We start from the raw sequence: 21,557 nt of genomic DNA, 5'->3' as shown, positions 1-21,557 counted from the left end.
TAACTTAATTATTTTTTAATTAGGTTTGTCATCCGTTTAACAGGATCTTTCGTATCAAAGGAACCTACAGTAGGTACCTTTTTACCATTGCTAACGAAGAGAACACCATTAATATTATCAAAGGATGTCAATGTATTTACAATGGCAGCCATTTGTAATTTAACAGTTAAGTCCCCACCATTACCTTTTACGAAAGCGTCATTCACTTCTACAGAAGCAATGCCGTCCTTTACAGTAACGGATGTAATTTTAATATCCTTGGAGAATACTGGATATTTTTGTGCTCTATCAGCTTTTAACATCGCTAGAAGAGCAGCTTTAGGCGTTACTTTGTCCGCCTCCATCTCAACGGTTGATTGTTTTACCCCTGAGCCATCCTCTGTTGGAACAAAGAAGGCCATCTTAACCATTTCTTGAGATGTTTTTGTTGTTTCTGCATCCTTATTGACTTTCGTCTCTTGCACAGGTTCACTTTTACCTGTTGTAGGTGCTTGATTAGGTGTACAACCCGCTGCAAATGCAAGCAAACCTACGCAGAGGATCGACAGAACTTGTTTACGTAATTTCATCGATTAACCTCCAAAGTAACTAGCAATACCATTGGCAATGCGATTTGCAAAGTCTTCTTGTGTTTGAGGAGATTGCAATACACGTTCTTCATTAGGGTTGGAAATAAAACCAAGCTCTACAAGAACTGCAGGCATGTTAGAATGTCTCAACACATATAAGTTACCTTCTTGAATGCCACGGTCACCATTGAAACCTGGAACGCTAGCAATTTGAGATTGTACCTTTTGTGCTAATCGAGCATCATTGCCTGTTTTACTATAGTAGTATGTTGCAATACCACCAACACTTGGGTTGTTGAATGCGTTAATATGCACGCTGATGAGCGCATCAGAATTGCTACGGTTTGCTACGTTAACACGAGCACCCAATTCATCAACACCACTTGCATTAGGACCGTATACGTCTACGTCTGTAGTACGAGTCATAAGTACTTTAGCGCCACGATTTTCTAAAGCTTTTTTCAAGTACATAGAAATCGGTAGTGTAATATTTTTCTCTTGTACACCATGCGGCCCAACGGCACCAGAGTCACTACCACCATGACCTGGGTCAATCGTAATCGTTTTACCAGATAGACCACCGCTAATAGAATAATTACCGGATCCTGTTGGCATATTTTTCGCAGGATGTGCAGAAGGAGATGGACGTTTGCCATAATAAGCAGGTTTAGGTGCCACACCTTTTTTCTGTACATCTACAACGATGCGATACGGTTTCTGATTAACCGTATCTTTCTTTAGGGAAAATACCTTTACATCACTCGTATCGATAGATGAAGGTGTCTTGATTGTTACCTTCACATCTCTGCCATCTTCTGTGAGTCTAGCAGAACTAGCTATGCTAGAGTCCATATTGATATTCGCTTTAGCAGTTTTTAGCTTTGTGTTCTTTAAGGTAACAGTCGTCGTTTTCCCATCTTTGCTAATCGATGCAGACGCTTTTACCGGTGCTGACAAATCCATAACCATACGAACATATGGTACCGGTGCATCAGTTCGTGTCACCCATCGAGCATCTTCAAGATTAGCTGCCTTTGCTTGAGTCAAGAATAGTGGTATCGCCATCAAGAGAGCAAGGCACATAAAAAATAGTTTACGCAATACATTCACTCCAATCTAACTGACATACGTAGTGTCCAAACCATAGAGATGAGTCGATGATATCTTTGTGAATCAAAGTCTCATCGTTCCAATCTATCCATAAACTAATGTTAGATTATAGATAGATTATTTCATACAAACATGAAGATTAGTATGCCGATTATACATATTACTATATAAAGTCTTTATACAGTACACACAAAAATTAGTTGCTTAAAATTATTTTTTGTGCTATGCAATCGACGCTAACGTTCAGTTGTAATTTGCCATTCATTCCCATCCGTACTAATGTGAATACGTCCCATCGTATCTGTACGGTAAATGGCAATATTGTTCTCCTGCAAACGACGTAATGTTACATCGTGAGGATGACCATAACTATTATACATGCCATTTGAAATTAATGCACTTTCTGGTTTAATAGATTTCAAAAAATCTTCAGAGCTACTTGTGCGAGAACCGTGGTGACCTACCTTAAGAACACGGGCAAACAGTCTAGAGTTCTGCTCTTTTATGAGTTTTTTCTCTTCTTGTAATTCTGCATCACCAGTAAAGAGCATAGAGAATTTACCAAAAATTAATTTACCTACAATAGAGTTATTATTAAGATCTGGCGCTCCTTTTTTATCTGTTAAAGGTTCAGTCCAAGGTGCATATACAACAAATACCGCTCCATGACCAAAATCCACTACATCACCACTACGCAATGTAGATCGTTGGATTTTATTTTTATCAATCCATTTTTCATAGGTTTTATACATATTATTATCAACAGAAATACCATCATCATACACATGTTCAATAGGCATAGCTTTTGCGATGGCATAGAAACCACCCATATGATCAGCATGAGGATGTGTGATAATTACATTTTTTAGCTTTGTAACACCCATAGATTTTAACTGTGCCACAATGTTCTCACGATGCTCTATATCACCTGTATCGATCATACTATATTCATCGCCAACCTTGAGCAATATGGCATCGCCTTGACCAATATCTAGCATATATACATCTAGATGACCTTTAGGATTCGTTTGTTTCGTATCAATGGAATAGCCTTCATTTACACTAGTGCTATTCTGAGATGCTGCATTAGCTACATCTTTATTCGTGCATCCCGCAATAGCAAAGATTGGAATACATAACACTAACAAAAAGGCTATAAATCGCTGTATTTTATTTGTCATTCTTATTCTCCCAATAATTCACTAATGACACAACCTATCGATGTACTTACATCACTAGGTGTATACCCCCAAGTTTTAGTATCACTTAGTATATCTGCACTGCGGCTATGTACATAGACACCTAAAATTGCACCATCTTGTAAGGAATAACCTTGGCTAATAAAACCTGCAATAATACCTGTTAATACATCCCCCATTCCGCCAGTTCCCATACCAGCATTTCCGATAGTATTAACATATACCGTACCATCAGGTAGTGCCACAACAGAAGGAATTCCCTTAAGTACTAACACTACTTGATGAGCCTTAGCAAATGCTCGAGCCAGTGTAATATAATGACGTTCAATCCATTTTATTGGCAAATCTATAAGTCTACTAAATTCACCTAAATGAGGCGTCATTACACAGTATGGCAGATTTTTTTGTACCTTATATACGGACTCAATATGGCCATCGCGCAAAGCATCTTTATCTACAGCCCCTACATGCCCCAATGCATATAACGCATCTGCATCAATGACGAGAGCGCCTTCACAGGAATTTATAGCTTGATTTACTACATCTTGAATATCTGTAGTGCGCCCCAAACCAGGACCAATAGCAACTACTTGACGTCCGTCATAAAGGGATTCATTTTCATCGATAGATGTTACCATTACTTCCGGTATGATACGACCTTGAACAACTTGTTTAATTGTATCTGGAACGCCTAATGTAACCTTACCGGATCCACTGTGAACAGCAGCTTCTGCGGCCAACATAGGGGCTCCCACCATATCACTAGACCCACCGACGATTAATGTATTCCCATTTATACCTTTATGAGCCACGGGAACGCGATAATTAATTAGCGTTTCTGCTAAATCCGAATCAATAGTTATAGTACTATCTCGATCAACTAATACGTATTGCCAAGGTGCGCCTAGCGGTGCAACAATAGCGGTGCCCCCTATGGCCTTACCAGGATATAATAATAAGCCTTGTTTAATAGCTCCAAAGGTAACCGTATAATCATAAGTCAATGTTCCCTCTGAAATTTGACCAGAAGAAGCATCTAGCCCTGCCGGTACATCAATAGCCCACAAATCAAAATTATATTGACTACGCATAGTATCAATATCATGCAAAACATCGATGGTTAAATCCCGCAATCGGCCTGTTAAACCTGTGCCCATAATACCTTCTACAGCGATAGCCACATTGGACCAATCATTGAATTCATCATACATATCAATGATACAACCCATTGCTTCACATCTTTCAAGTTGTACTGCAAAGAGGTCACTACACTTGCTCGTATCACCTACCAGTACAATTTGTACAGGTACGCCTTGTTCTAATAGATGACGAGCGGCTACCAGACCATCTGCCCCATTATTTCCTGTACCACAGATAAATAGCACAAAACTATTGATAGAACGTGCATGATCTAAGGAAAATAAGTCATATTGTCCCCATAAAGCATCTACAATGCCACGTCCTGCATTTTCCATTAGAATTTCCAAAGAAACACCTAACTGCTTAGGTACCTCTTGATCTATATATCGAGCATCTTCAGTTGTTAATATTTGCATCTTATGCTCCTTCAAGTATAACCGTGCTCATTGCATATTCTTTGCAATGGCTAATCGACACATGTATATCAATATAACCTAATGTTTCATAGATTTCTTTGAAAGTATCTTGTAGACGAATTAAGGGCGCCCCCAATTCATCATGATAAATTTCTATATCTTGCCATGAACCATGACGCATTCCCGTTCCTAATGCTTTAATGAAAGCCTCTTTAGCAGCATATATGCCAGCATAAGACTCATAACGCCCTTTTTTTCTGCTTTCACAGTAATCAATCTCATGAGACGTATAGACGCGATCACGAAATGGTTTAGATTTTTCTATAGCACAACGGATACGGTCAATTTCAATAATATCATTCCCTAATTTCATAATAACTCCTAAATTACCCCATCATTTATATTATACACTCTTAAAGTGGATAAAACATAGATAAAATCTAGGCATTTACTGAAAATGGTAATGTAGGTAAGCTATAAATTTCAACCTTTCCCTTGCGATTAACGGCCACATACATTTGACCATTACGATAATCCATATCTTCTACTTCCATACCTGATGTATAAGGAATTATATTCTTAACAACACCTTCATCATCAACAGAAACAAAGGTTGTTAAGGTTGTAAATATAGTGTTACCATTTGCTGCATAGGCGCCATTATTATTTAAATCAGTATGCTCTGCATCAATTGTAAAGCTACGAATTCGGTTAAAATCAGCATCGTAATAATTAATTGTACGATGAGAATTTGTTAAAGGCACAATCGATACATATTCGTTGCGCTCTTTATCAAAGGCAAAGTTAAATACCTTTTCTTTCAATTTAATAGGTGCCTCTACAATCATGCTATCAGCTTCAATAGGTGTAACGATATATCCATCTACAACAGCGTTGGTTGTATAGTAACGATTATTATTCGGATTATAGGTCAACGTATTCATATGGCCTAATAAACGTTTTTGACTATATTCATACTTAGCAACAACTTGTAACGTTGTTGGATTTATTTCATAAATAATTTGCTTTGTATTATCTGAGTTTATACAGGCAAGAACAAATACATCTTTTTTAGAGTTATAACAAAAGCCTTGGCATTGATTAACAGAACTATCTAAGGGTATCTCAGCTAACCGTGTTAACGGTAAAGGCATTTGAACTGCACTGACAGGTTGTGCTAGCTTTGGTATGTCAAAGACATTAGCAATATATTCGATTACACCTTGATCCATACTTTCACCTCAAGCAAATAAAATGTATATAACTGTATATTAATTCACAAATATAAATATATAAAAAATAGGCGGTAAGACAAAAGTCTTACCGCCTAAAGTTGGTGCCGGAGGTGGGACTTGAACCCACACGGTGTTACCCGCTTGATTTTGAGTCAAGTGCGTCTGCCATTCCGCCACTCCGGCGTCTCGGAACATTTGTTATTATACAGATATCCCAAAACAATGTCAACATATTTTTTATATTTTATCTAAAATATTTTTAACGGCTTCCATACCTACATCACATTGCTGCTTCCACGTAAGTGCTACCCCTGTTATATAGCCCTTGCGAGCATACTCCACATCGGTAGGGACACTTTCAGCACCATAATCAAGCTCACCTGCTAACCAGTAATAATCTTGCCCTCTTGAGTTAATACGAGCATCGATAATATTACTATAGGTTTGTAAACCTTGACTAACCATTTTAAAATGATCCCAATCACATGCGCCACGCAATGGGAAGTTTATATTTAATAAGCCATCAAATTGACCTTTAACATAAATCTTTTCAATTAATTCATGTATAAAGGGATGCATTTCATCCCCTCGTTCAGGAGAATACCGTTCAACAGATAATGCTAACCCTGGAATGCCGTAAAAACAACTTTCCATGGCAGCAGACACCGTACCGGAATACAATACATCCGATCCCAAATTAAAACCATGATTAATACCTGAAATCACAAGATCAGGCATATCATCACTCAATAAATAACTAAGACCAAACTTCATGCAATCAGAAGGAGTTCCCGTTAGAGCATAAAGGCGAGGATTTTCATCCTCGCCATTGTACGCATCTAATTTTAAAGGAATCTCAGTCGTCAATGCATGGGATTTAGCACTTTGCTCATTTGCAGGTGCTACAACGGTAATTCGATAATATTGACTTAAGTACGATGCAAGACGGCGTAAACCATCTGCTAAAATACCATCATCATTACACATTAAAATATGCATAGTCACTCCTACAGATTCTATTTTTTATTCTTATTCATGTTTCCCATACGGGTCAATTTAACGTCATTTAAGCCAACAGCTCGCGTATGAACTGTATGAGACCACACCTTATTATGACGGCGGAACCAACCTAAAATATTTACAGGAATCCAAGAGTATACAAACAATGGATATAGTAAATAGTAGAACCAAATCTTTGGTGGTACCTTAATCTTCAATAATACGATAAGTGGGAATAAATATTGACCCACCCCAATGATGGTCCATACAGACATCGGTAAAATTTGATACAAAATGTTTGTATAGATTGGTGTGTATGCATTGATATAAGACAATACCAAGTACACAGTAGTCAACAATAGGAAATATGGTTGACTCACTTGGAAAATACCATCCAAAATCATAATATTGCCTGTTTTAATACCTGTGGCAAACAACTTTGGAATGTAGCGGCCTGCACAGTCAAATTGACCTTGTGCCCAACGTAAACGCTGTTTACAAGACGCCATCATGGTTGTAACCTTTTCGTCGTATACGATGGCATCATGAGCCCAACACGTGCGAATACCATGAGTTAACAACTTCATGGAGAATTCCATATCCTCCGTCAAGCTATTACAATCCCAACCATATTCACGGATAATAGATGTACGTATACACATACCAGTACCGCCTAACGCTGTAGATAAACCAACGCGGTATTTTGCTAAATGCCACATGTGGTTAACCATCCAAAATGCGATAGAGAACGTACCCGCTACCCATGAGTCCGTAGGGTTTTTAGAATTTAAGTAACCTTGAATAACAGATTCACCTTTTTCAAGATGATCATTCATTTCCAACATGAATTGTGGATGTACTAAATTATCGGCGTCAAAGATAAGAAATGCATCATATTTCCGATCCATTTGCTCCACGCGATCAAACATCCACCCCATAGCATAGCCTTTACCTACTTCTTCTTTATTGAAACGTTCATGCACATTAGCACCAGCAGCTCTTGCTACCTCAGCAGTCTTGTCTGTACAGTTATCAGCTACAACAAAGATATCGTACAGCTCATCTGGATAATCTAGACTTCGTAAATTTTTTACTAATTCACCGACTACAGCTTCCTCATTATGAGCACACACAACAATAGCAAAGGAATTTTTTGGGGTATAGTTTTTATGTACTCTAGACCGCCACATACCGATTACGGCGAGTACAAAATAATAAACCGTATAAATTACGATTATTACCTGCATAGGGATCAAAATCAGATCCAGTAGGTAATTCATACTATTCTCCTCCACACACTTATTTACGCACCATGTTTAAAGCGCCATTAATAAGGCCAAACACTACATAGCCAGCAAAGATCATCACTGCCCATGTATGCCAATCATACACGAGACAAGCTATAACAAAAATGGCAGTAAGTACAATGGAAAGTTTATTAATATTTACCGCAGATTTACCTTTGAAATCTGGATATTTTACTTCACTAACCATTAAGAAGCCTACACCAATCATACAAACTACTAGTACAAATTGAGGTACTTCTACGCCACACAATACGTAAGTAGCTGCCAAGCAACCTGCTGCTGGAATTGGCAAACCTTCAAAGTAACCATGAACTTCTTCAGTTTTGATGTTAAAGCGAGCAAGACGGAATGCACCTAATACAGCAAATGCTAGTAAAGGAACATAGGCAATCCAACCTAAACCGTATAGCTCTTTCATATATAGCATATAAGCCGGTGCCACACCAAAGCCTACAACATCAGATAAAGAGTCTAATTCACGCCCCATAGGACCTGCTACACCTAATGCTCTCGCTACACGACCATCTAAACCATCAGCAACTAAGGATAGTAGTACACAAATAGCTGCATAGAAGGTATTCCCTGTAGCAGAGAATGTGATGCCTAGAACACCGAACGCTAAATTAGCACTAGTAAATAAATTTGGAATAATAGACTTATTCATGACGTAACCTCCCGATAACAGTGTCACCACCTGTAATATGTTGACCTTTTTCCACGAACAACTCTACATCCTTGTCCATATAGATCTCTGTACAAGAGCCGAATTTAATCATCCCGTACAATTGACCGCGTTCAAGAACGCTATCAAGATCCGTCCAAGATACGATACGACGTGCTAAAAGACCCGCAATTTGTGTTACCAATACGGAAGTGCGATCATTTTCAATACAAATAGTATGACGTTCATTTTCAAAGCCTACATCATCTTTAAAAGCAGGCAAGAAACTGCCCATTGTGTAATGACGGTATGTAATTTTACCGTCAATAGGCGCACGATTGGCATGTACGTCGAAAACAGATAAGAAAATAGTTACTTTTTTACATTCTTTATGTAAGTAAATATCTTCGTATACATCAGAAATATCCATAATTTTACCATCTGCTGGAGATAAAATTAAATCTGGATCTTGAGGGATTACACGTTTAGGATTTCTAAAAAAATTGACGAAAAATAATGCCAAAATAAATGAAATAATCGCAATTACATAATGTCCTAAAAATCCTAACACCACAGTGATAATGAGCATAGCCCCTATCAGTGGAAACCCTTCCTTAATTATTGGTCCTGTAGGCACGATTCAACACTCCTCTATTTATTTCTAATAACGGTCCACATAAACTTAGGAATAGCCAACATGCGGCCAATCCGTTGAGGTTCTAAATATAATCGATACAACCATTCGAGACGATTCCGTTGCATCCATTCTGGGGCCCGAGGAATATTACCTGCCAAAACGTCAAAGGAACCACCAATACCAATGGCAACAACGCCATCAAGGTGACTCAATTTTTCTGAAATCCATTGTTCTTGCTTTGGTACGCCTAAGGCAACAAACACTAATTTTGCCTTAGACTCCCCAATAGCTTTAACGATTTCTTGTTCCTCTGTGCTATCGAAGAATCCATCATGAATCCCTGCAATATTTAATGGTCCAACTTGGGCAGATAAATTATCAATTGCTCGTTGAGCAACACCAGGTGCTGCCCCTAAGCAGTATACAGGAATTTGCTGGTCAGCCGCAACTTTAAATAATCGTTTTGTTACGTCTACCCCCGTTACGCGTTCGGGCACATGTTCGCCTTTACGCTCTGCAGCCCACAAAATGCCAGCCCCGTCAGGAACGACGAGACTAGCATTATTCAATATGGTGTGCAATGTAGGATTTTCATTTGCCAACATAACCATTTCTGCATTAGCCGTGGCTACTAAATGTAGCCCCGGCTCTTCAGTTAATTGCAAAATACGTTGGACTGCCTCATCCATTGTTACACAATCGATAGGCACAGATAAAACAGAAATACGTTTATTCAATGTAATACTCCATTATCAACCACTATAATTTGGTGCTTCAACGGTAATGCTTACATCATGCGGATGACTTTCTTTTAAACCAGCCGCTGTAATTTGAATGAATTGAGTATTTTCAATCATTTCTTGGATGTTATGACATCCGCAATACCCCATACTTGCACGCAAACCACCAACCATTTGGAAAATTGTATCAGCCAACATACCTTTATAAGGTACACGACCTTCAATACCTTCAGGAACTAATTTCTTAGCTTCTGTTTGGAAATATCGATCTTTACTACCAAGCTTCATAGCTCCTAAGCTACCCATGCCACGGTATACTTTATAGGAACGACCTTGGTAAATCACTGTTTCTCCTGGGCTTTCATCAGTACCAGCTAAAATATTACCCATCATAACTACATTGGCACCAGCCGCAATAGCTTTGGCAATATCGCCAGAATATTTAATGCCCCCATCAGCGATGATAGGAATTCCATAGCGACGACCTACTTGAGCAGACTCATATACTGCAGTGATTTGAGGTACCCCAATACCTGCAATAACGCGCGTTGTACAAATAGAGCCAGGTCCAATACCAACCTTAACAGCATCTGCACCGGCTTCAATAAGAGCCTCTGTACCAGCTGCAGTCGCCACATTACCTGCAATAACAGGAATATGAGGATAAGCTTGTTTAATTTCTTTCAATGTACGAAGTACACCTGCAGAATGACCATGTGCTGTATCTACAATGATTACGTCAGCCTTAGCAGATACAAGTGCATCAAGACGATCATATAAATCTTTAGATACACCAACAGCAGCACCTACTAATAATCGACCGCTGCTATCCTTGGCAGCATTTGGATATTTTGTCGCTTTTTCAATATCTTTTATAGTAATTAAACCTTTTAAGTTTCCATCGCCATCTACGAGAGGTAATTTTTCAATACGATGTTCACTTAAAATTGCTTTTGCCTCTTCAAGAGAAGTACCTTCTGGTGCAGTAACAAGGGAATCCTTTGTCATGCAGTCTCCGATTTGGCGAGTTAAATCAGTTTCAAAACGCATATCGCGATTTGTAATGATCCCTACTAGTTTACCATGTTCTGTGATAGGTACACCAGAAATTTTATATTTTCCCATAATTTCTGCTGCATCAGATAGTAAATTTTGAGGGCTTAAGAAAATAGGATCAACGATAACACCATGTTCAGAGCGTTTTACCTTATCAACTTCATGAGCTTGTTCTTCAATAGACATATTTTTATGGATAACACCAAGGCCACCTTCACGAGCCATAGCAATAGCCATACGGGATTCAGTAACTGTATCCATCCCAGAACTAATCATAGGGATATTTAACGTAATGTCACGAGTTAATTGAGTTTTTAACTCTACTTGATGTGGTAGCACATCAGAAGCTGCTGGTACTAATAAAACATCATCAAAAGTTAGTCCACGCATACCGAATTTATCGTCTCTCATATTTAATTCCTTTCCGTATAATAAAACAAAACTACGACCCGCCTAGTCCACATTGGACTAGGCGGTCAGTCGTAGCTTAGCGTTCAGACCGCAAAATGCCGCCTTCCATATAATCATCTTTTTTCATATCTACGAAGATAACTTTTACTGCGTCAGCAGGTACATTAACGATATCAACCGCAGCTTTAGTGATAGCTTCACCTAATTGTTTTTTTTGTTCTTTTGTGCGCCCTTCAACGAGCTCTACATGAATAAGTGGCATATTGACCTCCATAGATGAAAATGAAATAAATTTGTTTGTTCTATTATACGGTATGAGGAACAGATACACAAGGGAAAAACCCAGATAAAATCTAATATTATCGCTACTTATGTACTTATTATTCCTACCTCTTAATTATACAATATTCTAAGAAATTTTTCACCAAATCTTTTTTCTAATTCTTCTTTCATTACAGATTCAAGTTTTTCCATTCCATGTTGGCTTGCAAAATCTAATACATCCTTGCGAGCCTGTACTAATATTTCAATATCTTTAATAATATTGGCAACTCGCAAATCAGGTAATCCTGATTGGGCTAAGCCAAATAATTGACCAGACCCACGCAATAATAAGTCTTGTTCGGCAAGTTCAAAACCATCCTGTGTCTGCTCCATCAATTTCAAACGCTCTTGGCTCACATCATTTTTTGAATCACTTACAAGAATACAATAGGATTGATGAGATCCACGACCTACACGGCCACGCAACTGGTGCAGTTGTGATAAACCAAATCGCTCGGCCCCTTCTATACACATAATAGTCGCATTAGGCACATTGACACCAACTTCGATAACGGTAGTAGAAACGAGTAATGAAATCTCTCCCTTATGGAAGGCATTCATCACTTCATCCTTTTCACTTGGTTTCATGCGACCATGTACAAGGCCAACTTCATAGGCCTTGTAAAAGTACTCTTTTAATTCTAAATACAGTTCTTCTGCTGCCTGTAAGTCTAATTTTTCAGACTCTTCTACTAGAGGACATACTACGTAAACTTGACGTCCTTCTGCCATTTCTTTGCCGAAGAAGTTTCTTAATCGTTCTTTATATGAGCTATCTACAGCATATGTTTTAACCGGCTTACGTCCAGGTGGCATTTCTTTAATCAAGGATACAGCAAGATCACCATACACAGATAAGGTCATGGTCCGTGGAATTGGTGTAGCTGTCATAATGAGTACATGTGGGTATGTACCCTTTTGTTGTAATCGTGCCCGTTGTTCTACGCCAAAGCGATGTTGTTCGTCGATAATTACAAGACCTAAATTATGGAAGTTAACACCCTCTTGAATAAGCGCATGAGTGCCGATGATCATATTAATTGATCCGTCAGCTAAGCCTTCATAGATACGCTCTTTTTCTTTTTTTGTAGTAGAACCAGTTAATAACTCTATAGTAATACCTAAGTTACCGCACACCTCTGTTATACCTTCATAGTGCTGGGCAGCTAAGATTTCTGTAGGAGCCATTAACGCTCCTTGGTAACCATTTTCGATGGCCTTCAATAAACTCAATGTAGCTACAACAGTTTTACCAGAACCTACATCACCTTGTAATAATCGTTGCATAGGACGTTCATCTTCCATATCGATGCGAATGTCCTCTAATGCACGCTGTTGATCACCTGTTAAGGAGAACGGTAAGTTTTCTATACACTGAGCCATTAAGTCCCCATTAGGTCCCATCTTAGGTCCTTTATGACACTGCTCTTTATTCCGCAACAAGGCCAATCCAGATTGCATGACAAATAACTCTTCATAGGCCAATTGATGACGCGCTTCTTCATATCGCTCTGAAGAATCAGGGAAATGCATCATTTTAAATGCATCATAGCGACTCATGTATTGATGTGATTCACGAACCTCAGTAGGCAAAATCTCTTGCAATTCATGATTAGCGGCAAACCAATTGCGTACTGATGAGCGCACCACAAATTGAGACACTCCATCAGCCAAGGCATAAATAGGAACAATGCCACGATCAGGCTCTCCACCATCTCCTAAACTTTCTATTTGGGGCGTATTCATTTGCATAGACCCATATTGAAATTCTGCTTTGCCATATGCATATAGACGCTGCCCTTTTTTATAAAAGTTCTTTTTATACCCTTGGTTAAATAATACAATCTTTAGTGGACCAGTACCATCTGCAATGACCACCTCTAATATAGACAATCTAGGTCGAGGGCGTTTTTCTTGAACAGCTATAACATTGCCTACTACGCCACCGGTCATACCTGACTTTAATTCACCAATTCTATAAATTGTACGGCGGTCTTCATAGCTCCGAGGGAAATATGTCAACAATGATGTTACATTCGTAATCCCTAGCTTATGCAATTGTTTCTCCCGACCAGGACCAATCCCTTTAATGGTCGTTAACCGTTCATCCATAGAAACTCCTTTAAATATACGATAAACACTGAGGATATATCCAATTTCTGTATATCCTTGTGTAAAAGCCCCTTCATATCATAGAATATGATATATAGTATACCTTATATTGTAGTATATTTCATAAAAAGAGCAATATGTACGATAAAAACACTTGCTTTAACTATGTCTTTATGATAATATACTTTTGTTATGTTATAGATTAAGCTTGGAGGTGGAAACTATGGCAAACCTTTGCGAAGTATGTGGCAAATCCACATCTAGCGGTATGAACGTGAGTCACTCTCACATTCGCACAAGAAAAACTTGGAAACCGAACATTCAAAGAGTACGGGCGGTTGTAGACGGTGCTACTAAAAAAGTTAACGTATGCACTCGCTGCCTTCGTTCTAATAAAATTACACGCGCGTAAAATAAAAAGTACATGTACTCTTTGGGGTTCTAGAGCCCCAAAAAAAGCAGTTAGTTCATTTGAACTAACTGCTTTTTTTGTTATCTATGTTCCTATTACTAAAAATCTTACAAGGTAATATTTGGAATATAGTACTGTTTAAACAACTTAATAGCATATTGATCGGTTAAGCCTGCCACATAATCCACTACATCACGAGTGGAGTAAAACTCACGATTACTTTCACAGCCCTCCATATCGTCAGGATGTTCCATAAAGTGAGTAAATAAGTTTTTCACCACATGAGATGCCTTATTTCGATCAGGAATTAAAGCTGGCGCCAAATAGACATTTTTAAACATAAATTGACGGAATAGATTCATGGTCATCTCTATATCGGAGGACATAGAAATAACAGGCTTATCTAAAGATTCGCGCACCATATCTTCAACCATGGCTGTAATCATGCTAGAAGGAGTCATACCAAAGTGTTCACGCACTTCAAACGGTAATTCCTCAGCCGTTAACATGCCGGCACGCTGTGCATCATCAAAATCGTGACATAAATAGGCAATGCGGTCGACGATACGAATAATTTGTCCTTCTAAGGTAACTGGAATTGTAGCCCCTGTATGACCTAGAATACCATCGCGCACAGCAGTCGTTAAATTAAGTCCTTGATGTTCACCATGTTTTTCCAACACTTCAACCATGCGCAAACTTTGTTCATTATGATTGAAATGACCTACCATATCACGTAACGCATATTCCCCAACATGACCAAATGGTGTATGTCCCACATCATGCCCCATGGCAATAGCTTCTACCAAATCCTCATTGAGTCGCAATGCACGAGCCACTGTACGACCAATCTGACCTACCTCAAGGGTGTGAGTCATACGCGTACGATAATGGTCACCTGGCGCAATATAAACTTGTGTCTTGTGCTTTAACCGTCTAAAACATTTACTATGAATTATGCGATCCCGATCTCGCTGAAAGGCAGTTCTAAGTGGATCGGGAGTTTCCTCAATATCACGGATTGCATCGCGGCTTTTAGCAGCATAAGGAGAAAGGAGTAACGCCTCCCTCTCCTCTATTTGTTCCCGTATATTCATTTACCCTCCGAGGCGCGGTTTCGATCGATGAGTTGCATAACAAGAGACGCTGTTTCTTCAATAGATTTATTGGAAACATCTAACACTTGGCAATGCAAACGACGCATAATAGCTTTCGCGTATTCTAGTTCGGATTGAATACGCTCAATAGAAGCATAATTTGCTTCGTCCTCTAAACCGATAGCGCGTAACCGTTCACTACGAATATTATTTAACTTAAATGGGTCGATAATAAGGCCCACGATTTTCTTAGCTGGAATTTTAAATAATTCCTCTGGCAATGGTACCTCTGGCACTAGTGGCAAGTTGGCAGCTTTAATTTTTTTGTATGCCAAGAACATGGACAATGGGGTCTTACTTGTTCTAGATACACCAATGATGACTACGTCTGCCTTTTCAAAGCCAGATGGATTTTTACCATCATCATATTTCACGGCGAACTCAATAGCTTCAACCTTTTTGAAATATTCTTGGTCTAGTTTATGAACCATACCCGCAGTCATACGAGGCTTTGTAGATGCTACTGTACCTACTGCATCGAGAACTGGACCCATAATATCTACAGCAGGAATGTTATATTCTGCTACTTTTTCATGAAGATATTTGCGCAAAGATTCAGATACGATGGTATGACAAATAACATGATTACCACGTTTTGCATCTGCTATAATTTCATCAATTTGGCTTTCACTATCAATATATGGAATGCGAACAATTTCAATTTGTTCTTTATCATATTGACTCGCCGTAGCCCTTGCTACAGCCTCTGCAGTCTCCCCAAGGGAGTCCGATATCGCATAAATAATTTTTTCTGCCATTCTATCAACCTCAATGTATGCTACATTCTAAAAATACTTTTGTTACCGTCGTTTTAGATACGCGGCCTACAACCTTTAAACGTTTCTTGTTTTCCACATCCTCGCGAACGACGACAGGTAAACAATCTACCTCATAATCTATCATCTTCTGAGCAGCCTCTACCAATGTATCTGTAGGCTCCACAGTTATAACCTTGCTTACAGGGGTCATAATCATAGATATAGGCATGGTGTGCGAATCTGTTTGCCCCATAGAGGCGCGCAACAAGTCCTTACGGGATACGACACCTACTAAATAGGAATCGTCACACACTAAAATGGTACCTACATCCTCAGTAAATATAGTAACAATCGTGTCATACAAACTTGTATCCCCATTGACTACGACTGCTTGGGATAATACATCACTTACCAGAAATGACTTTAATCGCTCCGCTGTTTGTGTTTCTTTTGAAAGCCCCACATAGTAGTAGCCTACATTAGGGCGTGCATCTAAGACACCTAGCATAGTTAAAACAGACAAATCTGAACGCAATGCAGATCGCGTAACCTCTAAATGTTCAGCAATAGCACTACCTGTAACAGGTCCTTCTTCACGAACGATTTGAGCAATTTGTTCTTGTCGTTTCGACAGTTTCACACGGTAACCCCCTTTCATCTCTGTTTGTATTATATCCTAAGTTACCATTCAGAAAAAGAGGAGACCTACGGGCCTCCTCTTTTACCATAACTATATTATTACCAATTTAGTTCGTCAGATTCTTGACGACCACGACCAGTCATAGCATCGAGCATAATTCTTTGTTCGATTTGAGCCACCATTTTCTTAGTGCTTACAACTGCATCTGGATTAACAGAAATGGAGTCGATACCGCTCTTCACAAGGAATTCGCAAAGTTCAGGGTATACACTTGGTGCTTGGCCACAGATGGATACAGTTTTACCATCTTTATGTGCCACTTCGATAAGATGACGAATCGCTCTACGAACAGCTAAATTACGTTCATCGTAAATATGTTGAACTGTTTCGTTATCGCGGTCACAACCGAGAACAAGCATTGTCAAATCGTTAGAACCAATGGAATAACCATCTACATATTTATTGAATTGATCAGCTAAGATAATATTTGCTGGAATTTCAGCCATGAGCCAAATTTTGAAATCTTTACCGCGTACAAGGCCTTCTTGAGCCATCAAATTAGTTACCAGTTCAGCTTCCTCTACAGTACGGCAGAATGGAATCATAACTTGTAAGTTTTTGAAGCCAAATTCGTTACGTACTTTTTTAATTGCTTCTAATTCTAATTTGAAAGCAGGTGTGTATTTAGGATCGTAGTAACGAGAAGCGCCACGCCAGCCAAGTAATGCGCTAGATTCATGTGGTTCGTATTTGTCGCCACCTTTAAGGTCACGGTATTCACTAGATTTGAAATCGCTCAAACGAACTACAACTTGGCGAGGAGCCAAAGCTTGGCATACCTTACGCATACCTTCTGCCAATGTATTTACAGCAAAATCACTACGGCCTGTTTCGATAAGGTGCAATGGATGTTCATGAATGAAAGTAGTCCAAATGAACTCTTCACGCATGAGACCGATACCATCGCAAGGCAATACGCCATGTTTTTCAGCCAAGTCAGGATCGCCTAAGTTCATGTAAATCTTAGTACCTGTTACAGGAACAGATTCAGCAACAACATTTGCAGTAGCTTGTGCTTCTGGCTTTTTAACGATATCTTCTAACACGCCATCATATACGATACCATTTGTAGCATCTACTGTAATCATTTGACCATCTTTAATGGATGTAGTTGCTTCATGGCTACGGCTCTTAGTACCTACGATACAAGGAATTCCAAGTTCACGGCTAACGATGGATGCATGGCATGTCATACCACCTGCATCTGTAACGATGGCTTTCGCTTTTTTCATCGCTGGCACCCAGTCAGGAGCTGTCATAGCTGTGACAAGGATTTCTCCTTCTTTAAACTCATCAATATCCTCAGGATTGATGATAACATGAGCTTTACCAGCTGCATTACCAGGGGATGCTGGCAAACCTTTTACGATAATATCGCGATTACCTGCATCTAATGTGCTAGGTTTTTCAGATACTTCTGTTTTTTCTTTACGGGACCAAACTGTTTCTGGACGAGCTTGTAAAATCCAAATTCTACCATCTCGTTCATCTACGCCCCATTCCATATCCATGTAGCAACCATAATGTTTTTCGATTGCTTTTGCATATTCAGCAAGCTCTAACACTTGAGCATCTGTAATTACTTGTTGTTTAGCTTCATCTGCTGGAACAACTTCTTCAACACAGTCACCGTCAGCTTTACGAACTAAACGGATATGTTTGTCATTAATCATGCGGTCTGTAATTTCCATTTTTGCTTTATCTACATGGAAATTATCTGGTGTAACTGTACCTTGTACAACGTATTCACCAAGGCCCCAAGAACCTTCGATAAGAATATTGTTATCATTGCCTGTTACAAGGTCAACAGTAAACATTACGCCAGCCGCTTTAGAGAATACCATCATTTGAACAGCTGCACTCAATGCTACTGTCATATGATCGAAGCCTTGTTTTACACGGTAGTATGTTGCACGATCTGTGAAAGTAGATGCATAACATTCTTTTACTTTTTCAATGATAACGTCAGCACCACGTACATTTAAATATGTATCTTGTTGGCCTGCGAAGCTTGCATCTGGCAAGTCTTCTGCTGTTGCACTAGAACGAACTGCTACGAATGGATTTTCTTCGTTTACTTTCTTACCAAGTTCTTCATACGCATGACGGATAGCATCTGCCAATTCTTTAGGCATTTCTTCTTCACAAATCATACGGCGAATTTTAGCACATACTTCACGCAATAATGCAGAATTTTCTACATCATCTAACGCATCAAGTTCAGCGCGGATTTTATCTTCCAAACCTGTTGCTTTCATAAACTCACGATAACCATGAGCAGTTGTAGCAAAGCCATAAGGTACAGGTACATTAGTGGAGGACGTCAATTCCCCTAAGGAAGAAGACTTACCACCAACTAAATTAACATCTTCACGTCGTAATTCATCAAACCAAAGTACGTATGCTGTTTCGCGATTCATGTGAGAACCTCCTAGATTAATTAGTGCAACACATTAAACCTTTTACACATAAATAGTATACCTTAATTTACAATCTGTCAATTTATATGAGGATTATTATGCAAATCTATCTCCCTATATATATCTAAAAAGTTCTTCAGTACTCGCCCAGTTAGCCCCCATATGGTGTATTGTTTATAAGGATAGAAATAAACAGAGTAGTTTTGTCTGATTTTCCAGTCAATGTTGTAACCTTCTAACAAATGGAACGGAAAGTCTTTTAATGGTTTTGTCCCAATGTCTAGATGACCTACCGTTGGTTCCATGTCTAATAGATATTGTAATGGAACGGTGAATACCTCTCCTACTTCGTCTGGATTTGGTTTCAAATCGCTTGTATGTAGGCGCACGGCTACGGCATATAGCTTGACACCTATCGCAGATACTAAGCAGTCTAAATTGCCCAGAAGTTCAATTTGATCTAAATCGATACCCAGTTCCTCAGAGCATTCACGCATGGCAGCATGAGCACCACTTTTATCATTAAGCTCACAATGTCCACCAGGAAAACTGATTTCACCTGGTTGACGGCGTAGCTTATTACTGCGCACAGTAAATACTACATGATCTTCCCCATCGATTTCTAATAATGGTACAGCTACTGCCGCAGTTATAACATCAATATCGGTAAGAACAGTATGTTCTCGTTGTTCTAAAAAGTTGCTTAGTTCTTTGTCCATATATGGTCCTCTTACTTTATAGATACTATACGATATCTATATAAATCTTTTATGTGTCAAATTTGTATTTTATATTTGTATCTATATTTGTATCTGTATTTAAATTTGAATTTATATTTTACTTTCATTATACATGAACTTGTAAGTCATTTTTTGCTTTACAAACAACAGATTTAGTAGATAAATAATCTTATAGACCAAATAGACATAAAAAAACTGTGATGAGGTTTCTATCTCATCACAGTTTTATATTAGTTAAATTTAATTTTTACAAATTTACGTTTACCAACTTGAACGATCATGCCGTCTTCAAGGGTAAGGTTTTCTTCTGTATATTTTTCACCGTTTACTTTGAAAGCACCGGCTTTAATGGAGCGACGTGCTTCACCATTAGAAGCAGTCAAACCAGCATCTGTACAGAATTGTGGTACAAAGATTGGTTCTGTTGGCGCATCCATAGCGTATTCAGGAATATCTGTAGGCAACGCGCGTTGTTGGAATACGCGTTTGAATTCTTCTTCAGCTTCAAGAGCAGCCTCTTCACCATGGTACAAACGAACGATGGTACGAGCTAATTGCATTTTAGCATCACGTGGATGTAATTCACCACTTTCAAGACGTTTTTCCATGTCCTCTTGTTCTTCAATTGGCATATCTGTAACGAGCATGAAGTAGCGCATCATCAATTCATCAGGAATAGACATTGCTTTACCGTACATTTCTTTAGGTTCTTCATCGATACCGATGTAGTTGCCTAAAGATTTACTCATTTTTTGAACACCGTCAAGGCCTTCAAGCAATGGCATTGTGATAACAACTTGAGGTTCTTGACCTTCTAATTCTTGTAAATGACGGCCCATTAACAAGTTGAAAGTTTGGTCTGTACCACCAAATTCAACGTCAGCATGTAATGCTACAGAATCTTGACCTTGCATCAATGGATACATAAACTCATGAACACCAATAGCACGACCTTCTTTAAAGCGTTTATTGAAATCATCGCGTTCCATCATACGTGCTACAGTATAAGAGCTTGCCAAACGTAGAACATCCGCAAAGTTCATAGATTCTAGCCATTCACTATTGTCGCGGACGATCGTTTTTTCAGGATCTAACACTTTGAAGATTTGTGTTTTATAGGTTTCAGCATTTTTCAATACTTCTTCTTTTGTAAGTGGTGGACGAGTTACACTTTTACCAGTAGGATCACCAATACGCGCAGTGAAACCGCCGATAACGATCACTACTTGATGACCAAATTCTTGGAACAAACGTAGTTTACGAAGTGGTACTGTATGGCCTAAATGAATATCTGGCGCTGTTGGGTCCAAACCTAATTTTACAACTAAAGGTTTATTTTCCTTAATAGATTTTTCTATTTTCTTTACAAGATCTTGTTCATTAATTAAATCTGCTACGCCGTGTTTAATTTGGCGCACTTGTTCTTGAGCACTAACCATGATAATCCTCCTCGA

The 21,557-nt window shown here is 38.8% G+C and carries 21 protein-coding genes and 1 tRNA gene; 1 reads left to right on the top strand and 21 read right to left on the bottom strand.

Annotation, left to right across the window (positions count from 1 at the left end; translation table 11 throughout):
* Window positions 1-8 precede the first annotated feature (8 nt).
* From ACSV5T_RS01285 to recG, 15 genes are all read right to left on the bottom strand, one after another.
* Window positions 9-569, bottom strand: a complete 561-nt coding sequence (locus ACSV5T_RS01285; RefSeq protein WP_005386352.1) for a GerMN domain-containing protein — start codon at window positions 567-569, stop codon at window positions 9-11.
* Between the two features lie 3 nt (window positions 570-572).
* Complete coding sequence (locus ACSV5T_RS01280) at window positions 573-1,670, bottom strand: N-acetylmuramoyl-L-alanine amidase family protein (RefSeq protein ID WP_370816068.1); 1,098 nt, start codon at window positions 1,668-1,670, stop codon at window positions 573-575.
* 245 nt (window positions 1,671-1,915) lie between these two features.
* The gene (locus ACSV5T_RS01275; protein WP_438320052.1) at window positions 1,916-2,860 is read right to left on the bottom strand and encodes a ComEC/Rec2 family competence protein; all 945 of its coding nucleotides are present in this window, start codon (window positions 2,858-2,860) and stop codon (window positions 1,916-1,918) included.
* 2 nt (window positions 2,861-2,862) lie between these two features.
* Window positions 2,863-4,434 (bottom strand): NAD(P)H-hydrate dehydratase, encoded by a 1,572-nt coding sequence (locus ACSV5T_RS01270; RefSeq protein ID WP_438320051.1) that lies wholly within the window; start codon window positions 4,432-4,434, stop codon window positions 2,863-2,865.
* Between the two features lies 1 nt (window position 4,435).
* The gene (gene acpS, locus ACSV5T_RS01265) at window positions 4,436-4,807 is read right to left on the bottom strand and encodes a holo-ACP synthase (protein ID WP_438320050.1); all 372 of its coding nucleotides are present in this window, start codon (window positions 4,805-4,807) and stop codon (window positions 4,436-4,438) included.
* Between the two features lie 67 nt (window positions 4,808-4,874).
* A complete protein-coding gene (locus ACSV5T_RS01260; RefSeq protein ID WP_438320048.1) occupies window positions 4,875-5,666 on the bottom strand; it encodes a hypothetical protein in 792 nt (263 codons plus the stop codon).
* A 102-nt stretch (window positions 5,667-5,768) separates the two neighbouring features.
* Window positions 5,769-5,852: transfer RNA gene (locus ACSV5T_RS01255), tRNA-Leu, on the bottom strand.
* A 54-nt stretch (window positions 5,853-5,906) separates the two neighbouring features.
* The gene (gene surE / locus ACSV5T_RS01250; protein WP_438320047.1) at window positions 5,907-6,668 is read right to left on the bottom strand and encodes a 5'/3'-nucleotidase SurE; all 762 of its coding nucleotides are present in this window, start codon (window positions 6,666-6,668) and stop codon (window positions 5,907-5,909) included.
* A gap of 17 nt (window positions 6,669-6,685) precedes the next feature.
* A complete protein-coding gene (locus tag ACSV5T_RS01245) occupies window positions 6,686-7,948 on the bottom strand; it encodes a glycosyltransferase family 2 protein (protein ID WP_005386342.1) in 1,263 nt (420 codons plus the stop codon).
* Between the two features lie 19 nt (window positions 7,949-7,967).
* Window positions 7,968-8,639, bottom strand: coding sequence for a CDP-diacylglycerol--serine O-phosphatidyltransferase (gene pssA / locus ACSV5T_RS01240; RefSeq protein WP_005386341.1), 672 nt, complete (start codon window positions 8,637-8,639; stop codon window positions 7,968-7,970).
* Window positions 8,632-9,273, bottom strand: coding sequence for a phosphatidylserine decarboxylase family protein (locus ACSV5T_RS01235; RefSeq protein WP_005386340.1), 642 nt, complete (start codon window positions 9,271-9,273; stop codon window positions 8,632-8,634). The genes pssA and ACSV5T_RS01235 overlap by 8 nt, the downstream gene beginning before the upstream one ends.
* Window positions 9,274-9,287: 14 nt before the next feature.
* On the bottom strand, window positions 9,288-10,010 hold the full coding sequence (locus ACSV5T_RS01230) for a WecB/TagA/CpsF family glycosyltransferase (protein ID WP_295820922.1): 723 nt from the start codon (window positions 10,008-10,010) through the stop codon (window positions 9,288-9,290).
* A 15-nt stretch (window positions 10,011-10,025) separates the two neighbouring features.
* Window positions 10,026-11,480: an IMP dehydrogenase gene (gene guaB, locus ACSV5T_RS01225; protein ID WP_314050515.1), complete on the bottom strand. Its 1,455-nt coding sequence runs from the start codon at window positions 11,478-11,480 to the stop codon at window positions 10,026-10,028.
* 76 nt (window positions 11,481-11,556) lie between these two features.
* On the bottom strand, window positions 11,557-11,742 hold the full coding sequence (locus tag ACSV5T_RS01220; protein WP_105089292.1) for a 4-oxalocrotonate tautomerase: 186 nt from the start codon (window positions 11,740-11,742) through the stop codon (window positions 11,557-11,559).
* A gap of 131 nt (window positions 11,743-11,873) precedes the next feature.
* Window positions 11,874-13,916 carry an ATP-dependent DNA helicase RecG gene (gene recG / locus ACSV5T_RS01215; RefSeq protein WP_438320046.1) on the bottom strand — a complete coding sequence of 681 codons (2,043 nt, stop codon included), beginning with the start codon at window positions 13,914-13,916 and terminating at the stop codon, window positions 11,874-11,876.
* Between the two features lie 223 nt (window positions 13,917-14,139).
* Between recG and rpmB the strand changes: the two genes are divergently transcribed.
* Complete coding sequence (gene rpmB / locus ACSV5T_RS01210) at window positions 14,140-14,328, top strand: 50S ribosomal protein L28 (RefSeq protein ID WP_005386334.1); 189 nt, start codon at window positions 14,140-14,142, stop codon at window positions 14,326-14,328.
* A gap of 107 nt (window positions 14,329-14,435) precedes the next feature.
* Here the strand turns inward: rpmB and ACSV5T_RS01205 are convergent, their stop codons facing one another.
* The 6 genes from ACSV5T_RS01205 to tyrS all read right to left on the bottom strand — a co-directional run bounded on the left by ACSV5T_RS01205 (window position 14,436) and on the right by tyrS (window position 21,542).
* Window positions 14,436-15,425, bottom strand: a complete 990-nt coding sequence (locus tag ACSV5T_RS01205; RefSeq protein ID WP_438320045.1) for a deoxyguanosinetriphosphate triphosphohydrolase — start codon at window positions 15,423-15,425, stop codon at window positions 14,436-14,438.
* Window positions 15,422-16,243: a pyruvate, water dikinase regulatory protein gene (locus ACSV5T_RS01200; RefSeq protein WP_105089295.1), complete on the bottom strand. Its 822-nt coding sequence runs from the start codon at window positions 16,241-16,243 to the stop codon at window positions 15,422-15,424. The genes ACSV5T_RS01205 and ACSV5T_RS01200 overlap by 4 nt, the downstream gene beginning before the upstream one ends.
* A 10-nt stretch (window positions 16,244-16,253) precedes the next feature.
* Window positions 16,254-16,883, bottom strand: coding sequence for a helix-turn-helix transcriptional regulator (locus ACSV5T_RS01195; protein ID WP_295203132.1), 630 nt, complete (start codon window positions 16,881-16,883; stop codon window positions 16,254-16,256).
* A 98-nt stretch (window positions 16,884-16,981) separates the two neighbouring features.
* A complete protein-coding gene (ppsA, locus tag ACSV5T_RS01190) occupies window positions 16,982-19,363 on the bottom strand; it encodes a phosphoenolpyruvate synthase (protein ID WP_438320044.1) in 2,382 nt (793 codons plus the stop codon).
* Between the two features lie 77 nt (window positions 19,364-19,440).
* Window positions 19,441-20,082, bottom strand: a complete 642-nt coding sequence (locus ACSV5T_RS01185) for an NUDIX hydrolase (protein ID WP_287500146.1) — start codon at window positions 20,080-20,082, stop codon at window positions 19,441-19,443.
* 251 nt (window positions 20,083-20,333) lie between these two features.
* Window positions 20,334-21,542: a tyrosine--tRNA ligase gene (tyrS, locus tag ACSV5T_RS01180; RefSeq protein WP_295212656.1), complete on the bottom strand. Its 1,209-nt coding sequence runs from the start codon at window positions 21,540-21,542 to the stop codon at window positions 20,334-20,336.
* Between the last annotated feature and the right edge of the window lie 15 nt (window positions 21,543-21,557).

Origin of the sequence: Veillonella sp. ZSJB6 (genome assembly GCF_051549505.1) — a bacterium.
Classification (GTDB): domain Bacteria; phylum Bacillota; class Negativicutes; order Veillonellales; family Veillonellaceae; genus Veillonella.
Note: the sequence above shows the minus strand (reverse complement) of the source record. Positions and strands in the feature narration are given on the sequence as shown.